Source organism: Paenibacillus gyeongsangnamensis (assembly GCF_027533625.1).
In the GTDB taxonomy this organism is placed as follows: Bacteria; Bacillota; Bacilli; order Paenibacillales; family NBRC-103111; genus Paenibacillus_G; species Paenibacillus_G gyeongsangnamensis.
On sequence record NZ_JAQAGZ010000016.1, the window covers coordinates 152,282 to 173,176 of the forward strand.

The 20,895-nt window shown below is 46.3% G+C and carries 16 protein-coding genes and 2 pseudogenes; 10 read left to right on the forward strand and 8 right to left on the reverse strand.

Going from position 1 to position 20,895, the window contains the following annotated elements; all coding sequences use genetic code 11:
• Nucleotide 1: 1 nt before the first annotated feature.
• The 3 genes from O9H85_RS23335 to O9H85_RS23345 all read right to left on the reverse strand — a co-directional run bounded on the left by O9H85_RS23335 (nt 2) and on the right by O9H85_RS23345 (nt 4,131).
• On the reverse strand, nt 2-1,162 hold the full coding sequence (locus O9H85_RS23335; protein ID WP_269883818.1) for a Ger(x)C family spore germination protein: 1,161 nt from the start codon (nt 1,160-1,162) through the stop codon (nt 2-4).
• A complete protein-coding gene (locus O9H85_RS23340) occupies nt 1,146-2,606 on the reverse strand; it encodes a spore germination protein (RefSeq protein WP_269883819.1) in 1,461 nt (486 codons plus the stop codon). The genes O9H85_RS23335 and O9H85_RS23340 overlap by 17 nt, the downstream gene beginning before the upstream one ends.
• 1,309 nt (nt 2,607-3,915) lie before the next feature.
• The gene (locus O9H85_RS23345; protein WP_269883820.1) at nt 3,916-4,131 is read right to left on the reverse strand and encodes a hypothetical protein; all 216 of its coding nucleotides are present in this window, start codon (nt 4,129-4,131) and stop codon (nt 3,916-3,918) included.
• Between the two features lie 455 nt (nt 4,132-4,586).
• Here O9H85_RS23345 and O9H85_RS23350 point away from each other — a divergent pair, with 455 nt between their 5' ends.
• The 5 genes from O9H85_RS23350 (at nt 4,587) to O9H85_RS23370 (ending at nt 9,397) form a co-directional block, all read left to right on the forward strand.
• Nucleotides 4,587-4,796 (forward strand): hypothetical protein, encoded by a 210-nt coding sequence (locus O9H85_RS23350; protein WP_269883821.1) that lies wholly within the window; start codon nt 4,587-4,589, stop codon nt 4,794-4,796.
• 470 nt (nt 4,797-5,266) lie between these two features.
• Nucleotides 5,267-5,596 (forward strand): ArsR/SmtB family transcription factor, encoded by a 330-nt coding sequence (locus O9H85_RS23355; protein ID WP_269883822.1) that lies wholly within the window; start codon nt 5,267-5,269, stop codon nt 5,594-5,596.
• On the forward strand, nt 5,593-5,991 hold the full coding sequence (locus O9H85_RS23360; RefSeq protein WP_269883823.1) for an SRPBCC family protein: 399 nt from the start codon (nt 5,593-5,595) through the stop codon (nt 5,989-5,991). Before O9H85_RS23355 ends, O9H85_RS23360 begins: the two co-directional genes overlap by 4 nt.
• A gap of 383 nt (nt 5,992-6,374) precedes the next feature.
• Nucleotides 6,375-8,630, forward strand: coding sequence for an excinuclease ABC subunit UvrA (locus O9H85_RS23365; RefSeq protein WP_269883824.1), 2,256 nt, complete (start codon nt 6,375-6,377; stop codon nt 8,628-8,630).
• A gap of 269 nt (nt 8,631-8,899) precedes the next feature.
• The gene (locus O9H85_RS23370) at nt 8,900-9,397 is read left to right on the forward strand and encodes a DinB family protein (protein ID WP_269883825.1); all 498 of its coding nucleotides are present in this window, start codon (nt 8,900-8,902) and stop codon (nt 9,395-9,397) included.
• Between the two features lies 1 nt (nt 9,398).
• Here O9H85_RS23370 and O9H85_RS23375 read toward each other — a convergent pair whose 3' ends face one another.
• The 3 genes and pseudogenes from O9H85_RS23375 to O9H85_RS23385 form a co-directional block, all read right to left on the reverse strand.
• Nucleotides 9,399-9,875 (reverse strand): ATP-binding protein, encoded by a 477-nt coding sequence (locus O9H85_RS23375; protein WP_269883826.1) that lies wholly within the window; start codon nt 9,873-9,875, stop codon nt 9,399-9,401.
• Nucleotides 9,848-10,291: a HAMP domain-containing protein gene (locus O9H85_RS23380; protein ID WP_269883827.1), complete on the reverse strand. Its 444-nt coding sequence runs from the start codon at nt 10,289-10,291 to the stop codon at nt 9,848-9,850. Before O9H85_RS23380 ends, O9H85_RS23375 begins: the two co-directional genes overlap by 28 nt.
• Nucleotides 10,292-10,482: 191 nt before the next feature.
• Nucleotides 10,483-10,979: pseudogene (locus O9H85_RS23385) on the reverse strand (response regulator transcription factor).
• Nucleotides 10,980-11,335: 356 nt separating this feature from the next.
• Here O9H85_RS23385 and O9H85_RS23390 point away from each other — a divergent pair.
• The 3 genes from O9H85_RS23390 to O9H85_RS23400 all read left to right on the forward strand — a co-directional run bounded on the left by O9H85_RS23390 (nt 11,336) and on the right by O9H85_RS23400 (nt 16,058).
• Entirely contained in the window at nt 11,336-11,740 is a 405-nt protein-coding gene (locus O9H85_RS23390) for a DUF6223 family protein (RefSeq protein WP_269883828.1), read from the forward strand.
• Between the two features lie 730 nt (nt 11,741-12,470).
• Entirely contained in the window at nt 12,471-15,071 is a 2,601-nt protein-coding gene (gene ppsA / locus O9H85_RS23395; RefSeq protein ID WP_269883829.1) for a phosphoenolpyruvate synthase, read from the forward strand.
• A gap of 627 nt (nt 15,072-15,698) precedes the next feature.
• Nucleotides 15,699-16,058 (forward strand): NUDIX domain-containing protein, encoded by a 360-nt coding sequence (locus tag O9H85_RS23400; RefSeq protein WP_269883830.1) that lies wholly within the window; start codon nt 15,699-15,701, stop codon nt 16,056-16,058.
• A gap of 286 nt (nt 16,059-16,344) precedes the next feature.
• Here the strand turns inward: O9H85_RS23400 and O9H85_RS23405 are convergent.
• Both O9H85_RS23405 and O9H85_RS23410 read right to left on the reverse strand, forming a co-directional pair.
• Nucleotides 16,345-19,298, reverse strand: a pseudogene (locus O9H85_RS23405) (Tn3 family transposase); the annotation flags it as partial.
• Nucleotides 19,299-19,350: 52 nt separating this feature from the next.
• Nucleotides 19,351-19,932, reverse strand: a complete 582-nt coding sequence (locus tag O9H85_RS23410) for a recombinase family protein (RefSeq protein ID WP_269883831.1) — start codon at nt 19,930-19,932, stop codon at nt 19,351-19,353.
• A gap of 288 nt (nt 19,933-20,220) precedes the next feature.
• Here O9H85_RS23410 and merR point away from each other — a divergent pair, with 288 nt between their 5' ends.
• Together merR and O9H85_RS23420 are read left to right on the forward strand one after the other, a co-directional pair.
• Nucleotides 20,221-20,646, forward strand: coding sequence for an Hg(II)-responsive transcriptional regulator (gene merR, locus O9H85_RS23415; protein ID WP_269883832.1), 426 nt, complete (start codon nt 20,221-20,223; stop codon nt 20,644-20,646).
• Complete coding sequence (locus tag O9H85_RS23420; protein WP_269883833.1) at nt 20,643-20,894, forward strand: transporter; 252 nt, start codon at nt 20,643-20,645, stop codon at nt 20,892-20,894. The genes merR and O9H85_RS23420 overlap by 4 nt, the downstream gene beginning before the upstream one ends.
• Nucleotide 20,895 lies beyond the last annotated feature (1 nt).

Genomic DNA, 20,895 nt, shown 5'->3' on the forward strand with positions numbered 1-20,895 from the left:
GCTAATTTTCCTCCAGTATCTGTCTCATCCCGATTTTTGAAAACTGCGAGTTCACTTGAACCCGCACGGGCATGGCCGGGTAGAGCTCATCCCACTTGTCTTTCATGCGGTTCCACTCCTTCGGATGATACTGACGGATATAATCGGAGAAACCGAGCACGTCCACTTTTAATTCTTTTTGAAAATGGTTCAGGCTACTGGCGATCATTTGTTCTATCTGTTTGTTGGCAGCTCGCTCCAATTGCTCCAATGTATCAGGCCGACTCAGCTGCAGGCTGCGGTCCATGTCCATAAGGGCTGCTTTTAAGTTTACGTCGACGTCCAGCGCCGGACCTTCGTCCGTTAGACGGAAGTGAAATTTTTTTTTCGGATTCTGCATGAGCAGTGTTACATTGGCGGAGTCGAATTTGACCTTTACCGGGAATTCCAGCTTGCTCCATTCTCTTTTCCTCGAGAGCAAATAAACTGTAATGGTATCCTTCCCTTTCAGCCAAGCAACGAATTTGCCCTTATTGAAGACGGAGCTGCCGCTGAGGACGAGCACTTCCTTTGAACTGTTTGCCGGCTTCTCCAAGCTCAGTCTTCCCGTCACGAATCCGCGGTATGGATTTGAAAACAAATTCGAAACGTCTTTCACCATCAAGGAGACGCTCTTGCCCCATAGATGCTGGTTGGCCGTTCTAGCCATAAAATCGTTCGCGACTAGATCGTTGGTCTCTGATTTGATCCCTAGCTTATCGGCCGCATTCCCTTCGCTGACGACGATGTAGCTGGACATTCTGATTTCGCGCGATCTGGCCATGTAATCGAGAATTTCATAGAAGGCGTGAGTCGCAGCTTCTTGTCCGATGATGAAAAATTTGTCATGCTGCCAGATCATTGTCTTGCCGGCGCGGCTTCGCAGGTTGCGGCCCGCGTCCATGATGGAGTTGCCCTGTGCGCTTGCCACCCATTCATGTTGCTTGCTTGATTTTTCCATGCTGGTGGCCGAAGGCAAAATGCAGTAAGCGGTAAAGGTAAATTTGTTTTGTTGCTTATCGTAATCAATTCCGGTCATCATCACCAAAGCAACGTCGCTGATTTCCCGGATGTCTGTCGAGCATCCCGCAGCGAACGTCAGAATTGCGCCAAACAGCAAAGTCCATTTAACGAGCTTCATCATCCTGCCGACCAGTCCCTGAAGTTTGTATGTTTCTATGTTGAATCGGAAACAGGATATAGCGTTCGAGTACGTTCCGCCACCCTTTTCCGTCGAATAAAGGGATATAGTGTTTGCCAAACGTTTTCAGCGAGCACAAATGCACCAAGATCGTGAATACCCCAAGAGCAAGACCGAACACGCCTGTAGATGCGGCGACGAACATGAGGGGAAAGCGCAGCATTCTAAGCGAGATGGCGGTGCTGAACTGAGGGATCGTAAAAGAGGCGATGCCTGTCATGGCGACCACGATCACCATCGGCCGCGAGACGATCCCGGAGTCGACGGCTGTTTCCCCGATAATGAGGGCGCCGACGATGCTTACGGATTGCCCTAAGACTCGAGGCAGGCGAAGGCTGGCTTCCCGAAGGACCTCGAAAGCGATCTCCATGATCAAAGCTTCGATAAAGGTAGGGAAGGGAATTCCCGCTTTGGTCGAAAGGAAAGCGAGCATGAGCGGCGTCGGAATCATTTCCATGTGAAACGTAGTTAAGGCGATATACAATGACGGCCCTAATAATGAGATGAACAACGTAATGACCCTCAGTATCCGCAAAAAATTGGCGAAATAAAACCGTTCGTATAAATCTTCGCTGGAATGGAGGAAATCGATGAACGAAGAGGGTGCGATTAATGCGTTAGGAGTCCCGTCTGTCAAGATGGCTGTTTTTCCGTGATTCAGAGCAGCGACAACACGGTCGGGACGCTCCGTATTCATTATTTGGGGTAATGGCGAATATTTGCTGTCTTGAATCCATTCCTCCAATTGCGCGCTGTCGATCAGAACATTCAATTGAACGGCATTCAGGCGCGTTTTAACTTCTGCCAGGACAGCTTCGTCGACCCGGTTTTCCAGGTAGAGGACCGTCACTTTCGTTTGACTCTGCTGCCCGATATGGAACGGCACCGATTTCAGATCGGGTGTCTTCAGCCTCCGGTACACCATGCCCAAGTTTTTCTGAAGCTCCTCGGTGAACCCTTCGCGCGGTCCCCGCACGTTTACTTCAATTTTCGGCTCTTCCACCGCTCGCGTCTCGTAGCCCGGCAGTACAATGCCGTAAGCTTCGATGCGACCTTCGACAAATAGAACGATGCCGGCATTCACAATAAACCGCACGACTTCCTCCATTTGCGGAAGCAGCTTAGCCGTGCCCAAACGGTTCATCAACTCCGCATAAAAGGCGTCCTTGCGACCCTTCGCATGCTGAAGGTCATCGCTTAACGTGCCTACGAGCTCTCGATTGAGGCTTTTTTCGTCCACAATAGCGCTTAAGTAAGCAAGGGATGCGACGGGGTGGCCTTCCTCCATGTCGAGGTGCCGGACGATGAGCAAATCATTATCCTTGAACCGACGATATAATTCATTCAATACATTGTCAACACAACTATCGATCGGGTCAGACTTCATATCCATGTCCTCCGTGGACGAATCGGGATGCAGTGAGAACAATGTTTATTGTTGTTATTACTGGGTAATTTTATACACCTAGGGAAAGGACGATTAAACGCGTGAAGGGGAGTCGAATACTAAAGGAGCATGGGTGGCTAACGGGAATGTAAGTTTAATCAAAGCGAATGAATTTGATACGGTAGTCGACGCATTTTGTCAGTTACCCCTTAGCATTGTGAAAGTAACATAATTCAATTTATGTAAACAAATAAACTCAACACATAACACAACTCATTAATTAATGAGGTCAAGCTTCCTAACAAGCATGGAGTTCGCATGAGACATTATTATGGTTGCTAACAAGAATCCCACCTATATACATGCTGGTGGGATTCTTGTTTTTTATCTAAACTTAAGCTCTGTTAACCTTGATTGTTGATTTCCAACCAAAAGAAAAGAGTAAAATGAACCGCGACAAATGTCACAGCAGGAAAAATACGATTTTGCTAGACTGTTATCGTCGGTGAATACGATCAAATAGGAGGCAAATAAAATGAGCTACGTTTCTTTATACAATCGTAATTCTGCTAATTATGCCGCTCGGTTCTGCTTTTGATTTTTCTCACTTCAATATCCTTATTGGCCGAAAGTTGACTTCCGCTGAGATTAACCAATTACTTATATTAAAATGAGGCTCTGCTCAGGCTTCGTGATTTTTAGAAGGAAAAGTAGCTATAACAACAGGTGCTAGCACTGGTTTAGGACAAGGGATTTTGCTTGCCTTGGCGGAAGCGGGGCTCAAGTGGTCGGTGTAGACTATGTAGAGATGCCGGAGACGCAAGCCGAAGTTGAAAGTAGAGGAAGATCGTTTATAGGTATTTAAATACAGTTCAGGAATAAGTGTAACGAAACAGGGCGGCTGGATTACTCGGTTGCCCTGTTTTGCGTACCGTGCTTATTTATGACGGCAAATAAACAATTAGGCACCCGCCAGGCTAAGGGAGAAGCTACTTTTGGTCAAATGCTGCCGATCTTATCACTAGAAAAGGCCATTTAATTCAATACCGTCAGTCTAGAACTTATCTTCCCAGAACACCTGATTAGACGGGCACCCAAAATTTAGGAATTTGGAATCAGTGGCATTCGCGGAGTCGGGCTCATATTTTATCATAGGTATCATTCGAATCGAATAAGTTGGATGTACCCACAGGGCAGCGGTATGGCTTCCATTAATTTTTATTTACGGAGGATGGCAAAAATGAATGAGTTTCAAAATGACATTATGCAGTTGAACGTATCGGATTTCACGGCGAGCGAGGTGACTCCATTAGCCCCTCATGGTCAGAGTGCGGCCGATCCGGCGCGCCTCTGTTTTAATTGCTTTACAACCTGCTTCTCTAATTGTGTCAGCACTTGTGTCAGCACTTGTGTCAGTACTTGTGTCAGTACTTGTTTCAGCACCTGCTTCACTACTTGTTTTCAAAATTGCTTCACCACTTGTTTTCATAATTGCTTCACTTCTTGCTTCAGCACTTGTTTTCAAAATTGTTTCCGATGCGCCGCACGTTGCCGATAAGCCTTCGAGATCGCTCCTGCCCAATTATCGGCTGGGGCGATTCTACATAATCAGACAAGACATTATGTGCAAATCACCTTTCATTAAATCGCTTTTGAACGGATGCAAGATCGATAACAGCATGGAAGGAGGAGGCGGATGGCCCATTTGAACACTTCCGGATGGATGGAGAATCCATCGAACTCTGGATAAAGAAGCTAATGCCGGCATTTATTGGAGAGTTAAGTTTAGGGGAGTGGAGGGATTGCCGGAGCTGCATCAGGTGTATGAAATTGCGGACCCAACAAAGACTGCTGATCGCAGACTCCGTAATTATTGTTTTCCACAGTGAATATGGAGCCCTGGTATTGCAGAACCAATGGCTTAACAGGGCCTATACCGGCTGAAATTCCTGATTCTGATATTAAAATGAGTTTCGAAAAATGTTTTTCAACATTGAAATGGAATTGCGATTTGTTCTCAAATCAATGACTAAACTAATAGAAAATTATTACTTTGAAGATGCTTTTCGATGGTGGGAAGAATATCGTGATCTGGGACGTATTTCGGAAACAGAACAGCAATTCATTACCCAAGACAATGGTCGATGGATATCATTAGGGCTTGTTGTTGGTGAGAAACAATTAGGTTGAATGAGCCACTCTAACACTGAGTGGCTCTTTTTTGTATTATCATCAATCTAAAAATGTCCATTGATAACCACGTTATATTCCTGATTGGCATCGGTAATGGGAAGCTTTGAATAGACCTCCAACGACTTGCAGCTTTCGTGACCGGAATAAGGCTGTATGTGCGCGTCATCGATACCCTGCCTTTAAGCCAGGTTAACAGGAAATGTCGCAGCTTGTGCGGCGACAGATTTTGCACAAGACCGGCTTCCCCCGAATATTTGGCCATAATCTTTCGTATTCCTCGATCGGTATATTAATGTTGTTAACACGACACCAAATGGTGGCCTATAATAAAAATGACACTAAATGGTGTCCAATTAAGAGCTAGTCATTTGGAAAGTTTGGAACCTGAATAAGTTCACTTGAAACAATTATGAGGAGGTGGCGAAATTAACGGTTATCCTTTGTAATAATATTTAGGAGAGAGTGTTGTGAGCGAGAACAACCAGTTGCGGGATGTGTTTGACGCGATTGCAGATCCAACTAGGCGCCGACTGATTCGTCTGTTAGCAGAGGCAGAAGAGATACCGCTTCATGAATTAACGGCACAGTTTCAAATGGGCCGTACAGCGGTATCCAAGCATTTGACAATCCTTAAAGAGGCCGGTCTGGTACTTGACCGAAAAGTCGGCAGAGAAACGCGATTTAGGCTAAATGCTTCTCCTCTCAGAGAAATTCAAGATTGGGTGGCTTTCTACAGCAAGTTCTGGAGTACGAATATGTTGCGCTTGAACCAACTATTAGAGGAGGAAGAAGAATGAGTTCAACAGTATCCTTGGATTTTCAGTACACGACATCGATCGAGAAGGTTTGGTCCGCTTTAACCGATTCAAGCAAGCTTGCCAAGTGGGTCATGGAAAATGATTTTAAGCCCGTCGTAGGACACCGTTTCCAGTTCCGTACTCAGCCGATGGGAGGGTGGAATGGAATTATTGACTGCGAAGTGCTTATCGTGGACGCACCAAACCGGTTGTCCTATACTTGGGTCAGCTTAGGGCAGAACAATACGGTCACCTGGACGCTGCAGGATTTAGGGGACGGAAAGGTTAACCTTCATCTCGAACAAACCGGAATCACAAATGCTCAAGCATTCGAAGGCGCTAAGTATGGCTGGACTAAAATGTGCGGCGAGCTTGAAAAGGTGTTGGAACAATAACCGCTTTGGGTACTAAAACATCTCCTTCCCCAATGCTAAATGAATGGGTACGATAGTTGAACCCTGCTTGACCCGAATCAACATAAACCGGCTGCATGTAGTTTGCAGCCGGTTTGTGTCTACTTCGGATAATCTGACAAGTTCTTGTCGTTTCGGGTCAAGTTCGCACTAAGTGCGTATGGATAAAGCCGATATGTGATCGCCCTAATGTAAACCTTACTTATACCGAAGAGGTGGATAACGTGAAAAGATATTCTTTACAAAGTCAGGAGTTCAGTTCCCACAATAACAGGTGCAAGTTCGGGCTGCCCGACTTTCTATGCACGATGAATGGTACAATGTGAATATAAGTAGAAATTAACACTATCGGAAGGGTGTTAAGCATGAGCGAATCTAATCAGGAGTATATCGTAATCTCGGGGGCGAGGGAAAACAATCTCAAGAACGTATCCTTGCGCATTCCCAAGCGGAAGATCACGATCTTCACCGGGGTATCCGGATCCGGCAAGTCATCGATCGTTTTCGATACTATCGCCGCCGAATCCCAGCGTCTGCTGAACGAAAACTTCAGTATGTTCGTCCGCAACTTTCTGCCGCGTTTTCCGCAACCGGATGCAGACGCGATCGAGAACCTGAGCATGGCTGTTATTGTGGATCAGAAGCGGCTGGGCGGCGGTTCCCATTCCACGATGGGCACGATTACCGATATCTCTCCCATTCTCCGTCATCTCTTCTCCCGAGTGGGTCAGCCATATGTTGGACAAGCGCACATGTTCTCGTTTAACGATCCGCAAGGCATGTGTCCCGAGTGCAACGGGATTGGTCGCAGCCTGTGCGTCGACATGAGCAAGGCGCTGAACAAGTCAAAGTCGTTGAATGAAGGGGCAATCATGCTGCCGGGCTATACGGTGAACGGTTTTGATTGGACGATGATCGTGCAGTCGGGGCCCTTCGATCCCGACAAGAAGCTGAGTGATTATTCAGAGGAGGAGCTGGAACAACTGCTGTACGGCAAGGCGAGGAAAGTGGCGACGCAATTCGGCGGGAAGACAGTGAACATTACGGTGGAAGGCTTCATCGAGAAGTTCACCAACAAGTACATCAAGCGGGATGTAAAGACGATGTCTGAGCGCACACAACAAGCAGTTGCGACGTACATCACCGAGGGTACCTGCTCCAGCTGCCACGGCGCGAGACTCAGTCAACCCGCGCTCAATTGCAGAATCAATGGACACAACATAGCGGAGCTTTCCTCCATGGAGGTCGGACATCTCATCCGCGTCATTCGGGAGATTGACGACGCGATCGCCGCGCCTGTCGTCAAGTCGCTGACGGAGCGGCTGCAGCATCTGGTGGATATCGGACTTGACTACTTGACGCTGGATCGTGAGACGGATACATTGTCCGGTGGCGAGTCGCAGCGCGTCAAGATGGTGAAGCACCTGAGCGGCAGTCTGGTGGATGTCACTTACATCTTCGATGAGCCCAGCGTTGGCTTGCACCCCCGTGATGTACACCGGTTAAATGGATTGCTTCAGAAGCTGCGCGACAAGGGCAATACCGTGATTGTCGTCGAGCATGATCCCGATGTGATCAAGTTGGCGGATCAGATCGTCGACGTCGGGCCTCACGCCGGCAGCCGCGGCGGTACCATCGTGTATGAAGGAAGCTTCCAAGGCTTGCTGGAGGTAGGTACACTTACAGGCACCTATATGAAGCGGCCGCTCCAGCTGAAGCACAATTGCAGGCAGCCATCCGGCAAGCTGTCCATCAAGGATGCCACACTGCACAACCTGCGGAACGTGAGTGTAGATATTCCAATCGGAGTGCTGACAGTAGTTACGGGTGTCGCCGGCTCGGGCAAGAGTACGCTGATTAACGAAGTATTCCTCAGCCAGCATCCGGATGCGATCGTCATCGACCAATCGGCGGTAGGAGTGTCAACACGCTCGAATCCCGCTACCTACACGGGCATTATGGATGATGTGCGCAAGGCGTTTGCTTCCGCGAACAAGGTGGGCCAAGGCTTGTTCAGCTTCAACTCCAAGGGGGCTTGCGAGAACTGCCAAGGGCTGGGTGTTGTCTATACAGACCTTGCATTCCTCGACAGCGTGAAGCTGCCATGCGAAGTATGCGGAGGTAGACGGTTCAAGGAAGAGGTGCTCGCGTACAAGCTGAACGGCAAGTCAATTGCAGAAGTGCTGGAGATGACGGTGGAGCAGGCATTGGATTTTTTTCAGATAAAAGAGGTTGTGCGCAAGCTCCAGGCGATGAGGGATGTGGGGCTGAACTATATTACACTCGGCCAGCCGCTCAGCACGCTCTCGGGCGGGGAATGCCAGCGCATCAAGCTGGCAAGCGAGCTGCTTAAGAAGGGCAGCATCTACGTGATGGACGAGCCGACGACCGGCCTGCATATGTCAGATATCGGTCACCTTCTGGGGATTATGAACCGCCTCGTGGATGCCGGCAATACGGTGATCGTCATCGAGCACAACCTCGATGTGATCAGCCAAGCGGATTGGATCATCGATATGGGACCGGACGGAGGCAGCAAGGGCGGCCAGGTGGTGTTCGAGGGCACACCTCCGCAGATCATCCATTCGGAGAAATCGATCACGGGAAGATACTTGATGTAATGCACTAAATGCATTTTAGTAATGTATGGGATTCGTAATTTCATGCCTCTTGATCGGCGGGTACGGCTTCGGCTATACCGCGGACGCGATCGGCCGGCCGCTGCCGGATCCGGCGGCCGTTTACGGGGACGGCTGAGCCCACGGATGCAGAGGACGGACGTATGTTTGCCCTGCATGTCGCACCGTCATCCGATGCCGAGCGACCGAGACAAGCCTTTCCACTCGACCGGGTTTAGAGTATGCTAGCTATAAGGGAGGAGAGGGAATCTATGGTGAAACAACTGATCGTCGGAGACGCCATGCATGAGCTGGCCACTACGCGCCGCATCCTGGAGCGCTTGCCTGAGGAGCATATGACGTGGAAGCCGCACGTGAAATCGATGACGTTGGGCGGGCTGGCCACGCATCTGATCAACCTGCTGAACTGGCAAGTCGCGATTTTTCTTTACCCGGAATTCGATCTTTCAACCGTGCCCCTTAGGCGGGAGCCTTTGGAAAGACGCGAAGACGTGCTGGAGGAATTCGACGGGAACGTCGTCAAGCTTGAAAAATTGTTAACCGAATGCGACGAGAAAACGCTCGGCGAGGAATGGACCTTGCGGAACGGCGACCATATCATCCTGCGCCAACCGCGGGCGATCGCGCTTCGCACCTTCGGAATAAGCCACATGGTCCACCACCGGGCGCAGCTCGGGGTTTACTTGCGGCTTCTCGATATTCCGGTGCCGGGCCTCTACGGGCCCTCGGCCGACGAGGAAGGCAGATGAACTAAGACGCGTCGAACAGTCGCAGGGCATCGGCATCGCCGCCGGTACTCTGCGACTGTTTTTTCGTGACGAACGCTTTTTTGTCGCCAGGCAATATTCTGATACCGGTATCGATCACCGAGACACATGAAAAGTACGCATTCTGATCAATGACCCGGTCTTCGATTTCAACTGTAATCTTCCCTCCACGTGGCGTGTAACGAATCGCATTGGTCAGCAAATTAAAGAAAACCTGCATGATCCGTCTCGCATCGGCCATCACGGTAACCGGCCTCGAAATCGTAAAAAGGCGAATGTCCAATCCGTTTTCTTCCGCTTCGTATTTCACATCGTCCACGATTCGTTCTAGGTGTAACGTCAGATCGAGCGGTTTGCGATCGAGCAACAACAACCGGCCCGCTTCGGCGAGCGACAATACATGAAGATCGTCCACAAGCTGGCTGAGCCGGATTACCTCATCGTGAAGCCGAAGCAGCATTTCGGCGGGTCATAATGGCCGGCCTGCTGATAATTTTCCAGTTTAAGCTGCATAACGGACAGCGGCGTGCGAAGCTCGTGAGCAACATCGGCTTCCAATCGTCTGCGGGCTTCTTCGGCTTCACGCAAGCGAAACGTCTTATCATTGAACGATTGGTTAACTTTCCCATATTCATCTTTTGTGTCTACAGGTACTTTGACGTTCAGGTTGCCCTGCGCCACGCGCTCTATGGCTGCTATAAGCTTTTTGAGCGGGAGGGTCAGCACCCCCGATATCCAAAAACTGAAGAACAACCCGATCGTAACAAAAAAGAACAAGCGCACGCCGTGCGTGACTTTAAGCAGTACGTTCAGCCGCATATTGTCAATGAAATAAGATTTAAAGATTTCGATTTGCTCTTCGGGCGTGGCACTCAAATAGTTGGCATCGATTTGTTCCCTTTGAAATTGATCGATCTAGCTGCCTGTTTAAACTTGCGTTGTAAGGGAGATCGTGATACTTACAATGAGCACCAGCAGTCCCATATAGGCATATATTTTCATGCGGACCGTCATCTTCATGAACGTTCATCGAATCGGTAACCGAAACCATATACCGTTTGAATATATCAAGGATTGGCAGGATCGTCTCCCAGTTTGCGGCGAAGATTCCGGATATGGGAATCCATCGTCCTTTCGTATCCCATGTACTCATCCTCCAAAGCAGCCTGTAACAATTGCAAACGGCTGAAGACGATGCCAGGACGACCCGCCAGCGTGAACAGAATTTTGAATTCGGTTGGTGTCAATTGGATTTCCTGACCGTCTTCAGGCTCACGCAAGCGGCGAAGTAAAGCTCGGATGCGCGAAGCGAGCTCGCGCAAGCTGAACGGCTTCGTCAAATAATCATCCGCACCGATTTCCAGACCGACGATTTTATCCGATTCATCCGATCGGGCCTTGACCATAATAATGCCGCAATGTGAGGTTTGCCTTATTTCGCGGCATACGTCGATGCCGCTTTTCTCGGGGAGGTCAATACCCGGAATCCTTCACGTTGCAAATAGGTCTGCATCTCCTCCAGCATGCCTGGTTCGTCCTCCACAAGCAACAATTTCGATTCCATTCCCATCACATATTTCCCTTTTAGTCTGCTTCCATTGACGAGAGTTATATCGCTTACCGAAATTATTCCGTGATTTGGTGGGTTCTTAAAGAAATCCACGCAAAGAGAGGAAGATCTGCATAAGTTCTCGACATTTGTAGTGTAAACTGGCTGTGAAAGGTGGGAAATAGCCGCGAAGAACAAGAAGAACAATTAATCTGGAGGATCGGATTCAGAGAAACGTAATTTTTGAAAGTAGAAGGAACTGCGAATTGTGTACGATGTCGATTGAGAGAGCGCTGTTTGAACTCGATAGCGAGGATTCAAAGCTGATATTTGTTCAGTTTGTAAAAACAACAAAAAGGAGTAGATAACAAATGAAAATGAAGCTCGTTTCATTCGTAATACTTTGTACATTTCTACTTGTGCCAACTATTGCCTCTGCCGAAGTGACCAACGGTAATGTCGGATACGGATTAACCCCCGGGCGACTCTGGGCCACGATGGACGCGGTGGTGGGGCTGATCAGCGCGGTCATCGGTGGGCTGTCTCTGGCCCGCTCCGCCGGTCGTATCGGCACCGGCTCCGGTCGACGCGGGGCCATCGTGGCCTTGGTGATGGCCCTGATCGTCATAGCCTACGCTGGGGTGCATGTGACCATATTCCCTGGTGGTCCCGGCACCGGCGACGGGCGAGTCGGGGCCATCTTTGCCATAGTGTTGGGGCTGATCGGCATGGTCCTCGCTGGGTTAACTTTGGCCCGCTCCCGCCGCGCCGGCTGATCTAACCATGGTGCCCTGAGTTGTGGTTCCTGTCCTTCCTGGGCGTGTTCCGGTGTCCGGTGGGCGCAGTGACCGTATCCGCCAGCGGCGGATCGCCAAGGGCAGCAGTACTGCGGTGACAGCCAGCCAGAGCAGGGTGATGACCCGTGAGTCTGGCCATCCAGTAGCCGTCGTTGTTTGGGTTGCCGGAGTATGGGTAGGCCGAGGAATATCTGCCAGAAGTTCCAGACCAGGTAGGTGCCGACGGCCAGCCACAGGCTGCGGGGGAAGGATGTAGAGCACGGCCAATGTTGTCAGGATAAGCGAATACCCTTATAAATAGCTGTCGAGTGTCAAGAATATAGTCCGATTACAATCCGCGTAAATCGCGGCTTTTTTATTCCGATTGCCAAATGATGCCTAGAATATATACCAATTGCTGCGGCTTTATACAGCTCCCAATCATGAAAACTGGAAGCGCCAGGAATAAAAATCATTTTGTGTTTGATGAAGTTAAGAAGTGGTGATGGACAAGAGTGAGAGAGCTACTACGTGGAAAATCAAAAAAGAACCTGGACAGTTTTACCAGGTTCTTTTATATTGCGCATAAACAGACACGATGATATAATCAGATTACGACTGGTTCCGATCTAAATGGTCATAGTTATTACATCCTACACTTTAAGTGTACCATGCCGGTAAACTCTTGTCAAATGTTTTTTCTAAATTTAACGGTTAGGAGAGATATTGAATGAGTTCTTTGGTTCTCGGTGTTCAGGAAATGGAAAAAACGCAGCTTTTGCTCGTTGGCGGAAAAGGGTTAAATTTAGGGGAATTATCAAAAATTGAAGGAATACAAGTACCAGAAGGATTTTGTGTTACAACAGTGGGATATCAAAAAGCCATCGAACAAAGCGAAACGTATCATGCTTTGTTGGATCGACTATCAATGCTAAAAGTAGAAGATCGAGATCAAATTGGTGAACTCAGCAGGAAGATTCGACAAATCATTATGGAAGTAGAAATTCCTTCCGATGTTGTGAAAGCAGTTACTCACTATCTCTCCCAGTTTGGCGAGGAACATGCTTATGCAGTGCGTTCTAGTGCGACTGCTGAAGATTTACCACATGCCTCTTTTGCCGGTCAACAAGACACCTATTTAAATATCATCGGCAAAGAAGCAATCTTACAGCATATCAGCAAATGTTGGGCTTCCCTATTTACGGATCGCGCGGTAATCTACCGTATGCAAAATGGATTCGACCACAGTCAAGTTTATTTATCCGTTATCGTTCAAAGGATGGTTTTCCCACAGGCTTCGGGGATTTTATTTACCGCTGATCCAATTACCTCCAACCGAAAGTTGCTATCCATCGATGCCAGTTTTGGACTTGGAGAAGCACTGGTCTCTGGCTTGGTATCTGCCGATTGTTATAAAGTACAGGAAGGGGAAATCGTCGATAAGAGGATAGCAACCAAAAAATTGGCTGTCTATGGACGGAAAGAAGGCGGAACAGAGACAAAGCAGATCGATCCTGATCAGCAAAAGACTCAAACACTTACTGAACAACAAATTTTACAACTGGCACGCATCGGAAGACAGATCGAAGCTTATTTTGGTTGCCCACAAGATATCGAATGGTGTTTGGTTGATGATACTTTTTATATTGTCCAGAGTCGTCCAATCACGACTTTATACCCCATCCCTGAGGCGAATGATCAAGAAAATCACGTCTATGTGTCTGTTGGTCATCAACAAATGATGACTGACCCCATGAAACCATTGGGAATGTCTTTATTCCTGTTAACAGCTTTTCGACCCATGTTTAAAGCTGGTGAAAGGTTATTTGTTGATATCACGCATAATCTGGCTTCGCCTGTCAGCAGAAAAACGATAATAGATACCTTGGGACAATCCGATCCGCTCATAAAAGACGCACTTATGACCATCATAGAGCGAGGAGATTTTATTAAATCGTTACCAAATGATAAAACAGCACCGATTCCCGGCAGAAGGAATACAGATATGCTGGCTCAAATTGAAAACAATCCGTCAATCGTTTCTGATTTGATCAAGAGTAATCAAGCATCGATAGAAGAGTTAAAACAAAACATCCAAACGAAATCAGGATCAGATCTATTTGATTTTATTCTAGAAGATATTCAGCAATTAAAGAAGATCTTATTTGACCCACAAAGTTCGGCTGTGTTTATGGCTGCTATGAATGCTTCATCATGGATCAATGAAAAGATGAACGAGTGGTTAGGTGAAAAAAACGTAGCAGATACGCTTTCTCAATCTGTACCGGGCAATATTACTTCGGAAATGGGTCTGGAGTTATTGGATGTCGCAGATGTGATTCGCCATTATCCAGAAGTAACTGATTATTTACAACATGTAAAAGATGATAACTTTTTGGATGAACTGGTTAGGTTTGATGGTGGACAGGAAGCTCAAGACGCTATCTATGCTTATCTCAATAAATATGGAATGCGATGTACCGGAGAAATCGATATTACTACAACTCGTTGGAGTGAAAAACCAATTACACTTGTCCCCATGATTCTCAATAATATCAAAAACTTTGAGCCTAATGCCGGCAATCGAAAGTTTGAGCATGGGCGACAGGAAGCTTTGGAAAAAGAACAAGAGTTATTAGATCGATTGATACAATTACCGGATGGTAAACAAATGGCCGAAGAGACAAAACGAATGATCAGCCTAATCCGGAATTTCATCGGTTATCGTGAATATCCAAAATACGGCATGATTAGTCGCTACTTCGTTTATAAGCAGTCTTTACTGAAAGAAGCCGAACAGCTCGTACAAGCTGGCGTTATTCATGAAAAAGAAGAGATATACTATCTAACTTTTGAAGAACTTCACGAAGTCGTACGCACAAACAAAGTTGATTATCAGATCATCAACAAACGAAAAGATGATGAAAAATTTTTCAAAAAGCTAACTCCACCACGTGTAATCACGTCTGATGGTGAAATCATTGCAGGTGAATACAAACGAGAAAATCTGCCAGCTAATGCGATTGTAGGTCTACCTGTTTCTTCAGGAGTTATAGAAGGACGGGCACGTGTCATCTTAAACATGGAAGATGCTAATCTAGAAGATGGTGATATATTAGTCACCTCCTTTACCGACCCTGGCTGGACACCATTGTTTGTATCCATAAAAGGCTTAGTCACCGAAGTTGGTGGACTGATGACTCATGGAGCAGTTATCGCACGTGAATATGGCTTACCAGCAGTTGTCGGAGTGGAGAATGCTACCAAACTGATAAAAGACGGGCAACAAATTCGCGTGCATGGAACAGAAGGGTATATCGAAATATTGTAATGGCTGAATACGTCAAGTAAGAACCTCTGTGAACTAAGGGACGGAGTACGTTATTTTAATAAAAAAACAGCAGCATGCTAAAAAAGGATGAGCAAGATTCACATCTGGTAACCGGTGAATCTAAACTCATCCTTTTTACTAAGTTTTCACTGAATTCGGTTGAAACAAAGAGTAGGATTTGAAAAACTTATTTTTTTATATTAGAAAAATCAAGTCATATAATGTGTAACAATATATACGAGTGATTGCCCGTATAACAATATATATGTCCGGCTACACAAACATAGGTGCATAATTGTTTTACGACACAAACATATGCGCATAATCGTGAATGAGCTTGGCTTGCACTTGATATATTATTTTTCTGATCCCGTTACGGGAAGATAGTTTCAATACAGTGGAGAATTGCTATAAGGAGTTCTCCCAAGCGAGAACAAGTTCTTCGCAAACAAGTATTGGAGGGGCCCGCCAGAAGTAAGGTACAATCGGAACGAGATAAAGAATTCCTTATAATGGGAGTGGATTTTACCAGAATCCATGGGCGAGCGTAGCTATGATTCTCATCCGGAACGGCAAGGTGCTGCTTGGCCGAAAGCGGGGACGCTACAGTGGGCAATGGTGTGTGCCATGCGGTTATGTGGATTGGGAGAGGATGTGTATGAGGCGGCAAAGCGTGAAATGTTGGAGGAGACGGGGCTGCGCATAGAACTTACCTTTCTCTATACCGTCATTTCCCTTTATGGCGAGCCATACGTAGGCACTGAATTTTATAATCCTGAGCAGCAGAACGTCATGATCTGGTTTTTGGCCAAAGAGACCGGCGGCGAGCTTCGTGCGGGAGACGACATCGACGATGTGGCAGGGCAGCTCCGGATGGGATCAGGCTCACGGTGCATGCTGAAAAATGACCACGTTAGCAAAGGGATATTAGTCGGACTTCGGAAAATTTGTAGACTTGGACATCGTCGACGTACAAGATGCCGGTAGGGCTATTCAATCTATGCCCCTTGAAGAATTAGCAATTATGGCAGAAACCTTGATCATTCAAAACCAAAGTTGCGAAGGTCAGGGAAACTGTAGGTGGACCGATTGATGTTGCAGTGATCTCTAAAAGTGACGGATTCATTTGGATTAAAAGAAAACACTATTTTCATCCCGGGGTACCGCCAACAAAACGCGGAAAACGTACGCTAAGCCCCATTGATTGAGTAATAAGCCGGTTCCCCTTAGCGTACGGGGAAAACCGGCTCCGAAACTCACAACGTGTTAATTGTCAGTAGAGAGGTTTCTTTAATGGCCGTAACGACGTTAGAGTAGTTGCTTGTTTTAGATCAAACTTGTACTCCCCTAGAAAATTAATATGCTCCCATCCTAGAGGTGAGGTATGTTGCATTAGTTCTTCTTTAAACGTTCCTTGAGTCTTTTTATATTCTGTTGCTTGAGACAAATAGACAGTATTCCATACGCTGATTGCATTAATCAAAATGTTCAAGGCGCTGGCTCGTTGGAGTTGATCTCGCAGTGCGCGCTCCCGTAACTCCCCGTGTTTACCGAAGAAAATCGCTCTGGCCAGTGCGTTCATAGCCTCACCTTTATTCAGCCCCCTATGAATCTTCCGGCGCAGGGCTTCGCTTGATATGTAATCCAGAATAAAGATTGTCTTTTCAATGCGCCCCATTTCACGTAGAGCGGTTGCTAAGCGATTCTGCCGCGAGTAGGAACCGATTTTCCCCATGATAAGTTATGCAGATACTGTCCCTTCTCGAATAGAATGGGCTAGCCGCAGCACATCATCATAATTTTCCTGAATGACCTTCGTATTGATTTGACCACGCAGCAGTTTCTCCAGTTTCGGGAAATCAGCAGGCTTCCCGATGGTGTAAAGCTTAGAATCAGAAAGATCTCGTAAGCGCGGCGCGAATCTGAATCCGAGTAGTTGAGTCAAACCAAAAACTTGATCTGTATATCCTGCAGTGTCCGTATAATGTTCTTCGATGGTCAAGTCAGTTTCATGATGAAGTAGTCCATCGATCACATGAACAGCATCCCTAGCATTCGTGTTAATCACTTTAGAATAGAAGCTTGAAAATTGATCACTGACAAAACGATAAATGGTTGCGCCCTTGCCAGTTCCGTAGTGCGGATTAGCATCCGCATGAAGCGCAGCTACGCCAATCGGCACCCTCATTCCGTCTGACGAAGACGTGGTGCCATCGCCCTAATAGGAGGGTAAAGATAATTTGTGGTGGAAGTTGACGAGGACAGCTTGAGCTTTATTCATTGCATCCTCATATAGCCGCCATTGTGCCGTATTGGCCATTTGCCGGTATGAAATATCCGGCGTGGCATCCCCCATCTTGGTCAATCCAATGTTCGTTCCCATCGCCATCAGTGTTGCCATGAGAATTAACGTTTCTTCTTCATTGGGAATCCGATTTGTTGAAGCATGGATAAATTGTTCATGAAAACCAGTCCAATGCGCTACCTCCATTAAGACCTCAGTCAATTTAATACGTGGAAGTAGTTCGTACAAGGATGTGCTAAAATTTCTGGCATCCTCCGGAGTATCTTTCTCTAGGCGGCTAATGTGAAGTTTTCCTTGCTCAACGTTAATACCTTCTAGATCCTCAATGTTATTCGAAACCCATTCTAAGCGCTGTATCAGAGATGCAGTACGTTCGGCTAGGTAATCGTTCGCAGTCATGCTAACTACCAATTTTGTTGCATCCGGCTGAATACGGCTCCATTCATCTTTGGAGACAAGATACTCATCAAAATCTTTATGCTGCCGGCTCCCGACAATGGACACATCACCGGAGCGCACATAATTACGCAGCTCAGTTATTACAGCCATTTCGTAATAAGGACGGTTAATCGTTCCGTCATCATCGTAGACATGCTTTTGCCAACGATTTGTTACAAAATTTAAGGGTGCGTCTTTTGGTACTTTACGTTTACCAGTTTCATTAATGTCCCTTATAACATCAATAGCCTTCATAAGTGGCTCTGCGGATTTAGTAGAACGGAATTCCAACGTTTTCAGCAGTGTTGGTGTATATTTGCGCAGCGTGTAAAACTTCTTCTCCAGCAAATCCAAATAGTCGTAATCAATGGGACGGGCCAGTCGCTTTGCTTCCTCTACAGATGCGACGAGCTGATCCCAGGGCATTACCGTCTCCAACGCAATAAATGGGTCTATGCCTTCGTCCCTAGCTTTTATGAGTGCTGCGCCAAGATCAGCATATTGAACCACCTTTTCGTTAATCGATTTTCCATTTTGTTTTTGGATCTCTTCTTGAGCCTTACGGCCTTTGGAATGTAGCTGTAATATCTGACGGTCGTGAATTTCAAATGCTTGATCCGTTAAATCTTGTGTTAGATCGAGTAAATAAGCAACTAAAGTAGCATATTTCTTGGGGTCATCGAAACGACGGAAGGACTGCGGTTCATACCTTGCCCCGATTTTGGAGAGCTGACGTAATCGGTTTGGATGGATTCCCTTTGTATCGATTTGAAGCTGGATTTTTCGTATATATTCCAGTTTTTCAATGATCTTAAGGAAAGCGTCTGGGGAACATGTGCCTGGTACTTCTCTTAGCCATGCCAGATACGTTTTGTTGCTCTCCGGCATTGGGGATAGGATGTTTTCAAGTTTATCGACCTGTTCCACTGATAAGGAAGAAATAAGCATTCTATATATTTTCTCCTCGGCCCGTTGCCTCACTTCCCACACAACCCGTTCGATTGTAGTCATCCCAGGTATAATGATTTTCTGTTTTCGCAATTCATCAAGGGCTACACGGATTAAATACTTGGAGTTACCATTTTCAAACGAAAAATTCAGCATGATATTGGATAAGAACCGATATTCACGAAGCGTGAAGTTCCGATACCCATAGGTTTGCCGAATCTCCTCTATATGTTCTCGTCTAGTCGGTTCCCGTTGGGCATAAAGGGGAAATACATCAGGTGCCACGCCAACCTGCTTGGCAATATAGCTTATTACAGAATCCGGTATGTGTTTCAAATCAGATAAAGACCATCCTGGATAATGCAGGATGGCCAATTGAACGGCAAAGCCTAGTCGGTTATGATCACGGCGATGTTTATTGATGATATCGAGATCGTGTTGCGAAAATGTATAGTACGTACCTAAATCCCAATCGTCATCTGAAGGGATTTGCATAAATTCTGCGCCTGGTCTAATGTTAATAATTCCTTTCCTCTTAACGGTTACACACCTTTCACTAAAATCAGAAGTTCAGTCAATAGGAAATTTTTAGGTCACCTGAAGACTTTGTGTAGTCTTATTCCGGTTTTTAAGTGTTTGATAGATTTTTGCTTTAGACACACCGGTTCGTTCTGTTATTTCCTTAATGGTGTACTTTTCGCTATCGTAAAGTGTAAGAGCCATGTCTATTTTGTTTTTATCCATTGGAGGACGACCGCCTTTCCTGCCTCTCGCACGTGCAGCCTGTAATCCAGCAATGGTTCGCTCCCGGATTGTCTCTGCTTCCATCTCTGCCAGTCCAGCCATGATGGCAAAGAAAAGTTTCCCAGCGGGCGTACTCGTATCAACACCAAGAGTAATGATCTGCAGTCCAATCCCTCTTTCCTGAAGGCCATGCGATAATTCGATTAGTTGCCGCGTGGTTCTTCCCAAACGATCCAGCTTCCAAATGACAAGCGTATCTCCTGGTCTCAAATATTCTAGGCAACGAGTCAGCTCCACTCGATCACTTTTCTTCCCAGAAGCCTTCTCCTCAAATATTCGTTCGCAGCCAGCAGCTTTTAACGTGTCGATCTGTAGGTTCAGTGATTGATCAGCTGTCGAGACACGAGCATAACCAATTTTGGCCACATGAATATCTCCTTTTGTCTATTAAATGTATATTTATGATATTTTATACACTTTGAATTTTATACGACTTAATAGACAATAACAATGCTATTTTTTACTGTATTTTAAGCTATGTGTAAAAAGTCTACAAAACGAACGTTTTGTAGACCGATAAACGCAGACGCGGCGGCACATCGTGGTTTTTGTGATTCAACTAGGGGGTAGCATATTCAACTTCTTGAAGGGAAATAATGATCCTTGACCATGTACCATGGTACATGGTTTATACTTTATTTAGAGGTGATGAAAATGAATTATCGCTCCGGAGATATTTCTAAATTGTGTAACGTTAACAAAGAAACATTAAGATATTACGAACGAAAAGGTTTGATTCATGAACCAGTAAGATCGGATGCTGGCTACAGGCTTTATCCGGAAGATACGATAAACCGAATCATGTTCATTAAACGCATACAGGAGCTTGGTTTTACATTGTCTGAAATTGACAAATTGCTTGGTGTTGTTGATAAAGACGATGTGAGATGTGCGGATATGAATGATTTCGTTGTTCAAAAGCTGGAAGATGTTCAGTTGAAAATTAGAGACTTTCAACGAATCGAAACGATGTTAAAAGATTTAAAAGACCGCTGTCCAGATGAAAAAGCGATACACGAATGCCCAATCATCGAAGCGCTCATTGACAATAATCAAAAGGAAAAGGAGGAAATCCAATGAAAGAAAGTGCAAAAAAAATAGGTTGGGGCTTTTTAGCTCTGTTTTCCTGTCCTTGCCATCTTGTTTTGATTCTCCCTTTACTTGCTGGAACTACGCTTGGAGCGTATTTTGCTCTCCATCAAACAGCCGTCAGTGTTATTTTAGGAATCGTATTTGTAATTTCTCTTGGCATGATGTTTAAACGAGCCAGCAAACAAGCAAAAACCGATGAATCACACGATTGCTGCTCAGTTCCAGAGCGAAAATGAG

Excerpts from the sequence above, each read along its gene's own strand:
- O9H85_RS23335 (WP_269883818.1), bottom strand. The coding sequence starts at position 1,162 with ATGATGAAGCTCGTTAAATGGACTTTGCTGTTTGGCGCAATTCTGACG.
- O9H85_RS23340 (WP_269883819.1), bottom strand. The coding sequence starts at position 2,606 with ATGAAGTCTGACCCGATCGATAGTTGTGTTGACAATGTATTGAATGAA.
- O9H85_RS23350 (WP_269883821.1), top strand. The coding sequence starts at position 4,587 with ATGTTTTTCAACATTGAAATGGAATTGCGATTTGTTCTCAAATCAATG.
- O9H85_RS23360 (WP_269883823.1), top strand. The coding sequence starts at position 5,593 with ATGAGTTCAACAGTATCCTTGGATTTTCAGTACACGACATCGATCGAG.
- O9H85_RS23365 (WP_269883824.1), top strand. The coding sequence starts at position 6,375 with ATGAGCGAATCTAATCAGGAGTATATCGTAATCTCGGGGGCGAGGGAA.
- O9H85_RS23370 (WP_269883825.1), top strand. The coding sequence starts at position 8,900 with ATGGTGAAACAACTGATCGTCGGAGACGCCATGCATGAGCTGGCCACT.
- O9H85_RS23375 (WP_269883826.1), bottom strand. The coding sequence starts at position 9,875 with ATGCTGCTTCGGCTTCACGATGAGGTAATCCGGCTCAGCCAGCTTGTG.
- O9H85_RS23390 (WP_269883828.1), top strand. The coding sequence starts at position 11,336 with ATGAAAATGAAGCTCGTTTCATTCGTAATACTTTGTACATTTCTACTT.
- ppsA (WP_269883829.1), top strand. The coding sequence starts at position 12,471 with ATGAGTTCTTTGGTTCTCGGTGTTCAGGAAATGGAAAAAACGCAGCTT.
- O9H85_RS23400 (WP_269883830.1), top strand. The coding sequence starts at position 15,699 with ATGCGGTTATGTGGATTGGGAGAGGATGTGTATGAGGCGGCAAAGCGT.
- merR (WP_269883832.1), top strand. The coding sequence starts at position 20,221 with ATGAATTATCGCTCCGGAGATATTTCTAAATTGTGTAACGTTAACAAA.
- O9H85_RS23420 (WP_269883833.1), top strand. The coding sequence starts at position 20,643 with ATGAAAGAAAGTGCAAAAAAAATAGGTTGGGGCTTTTTAGCTCTGTTT.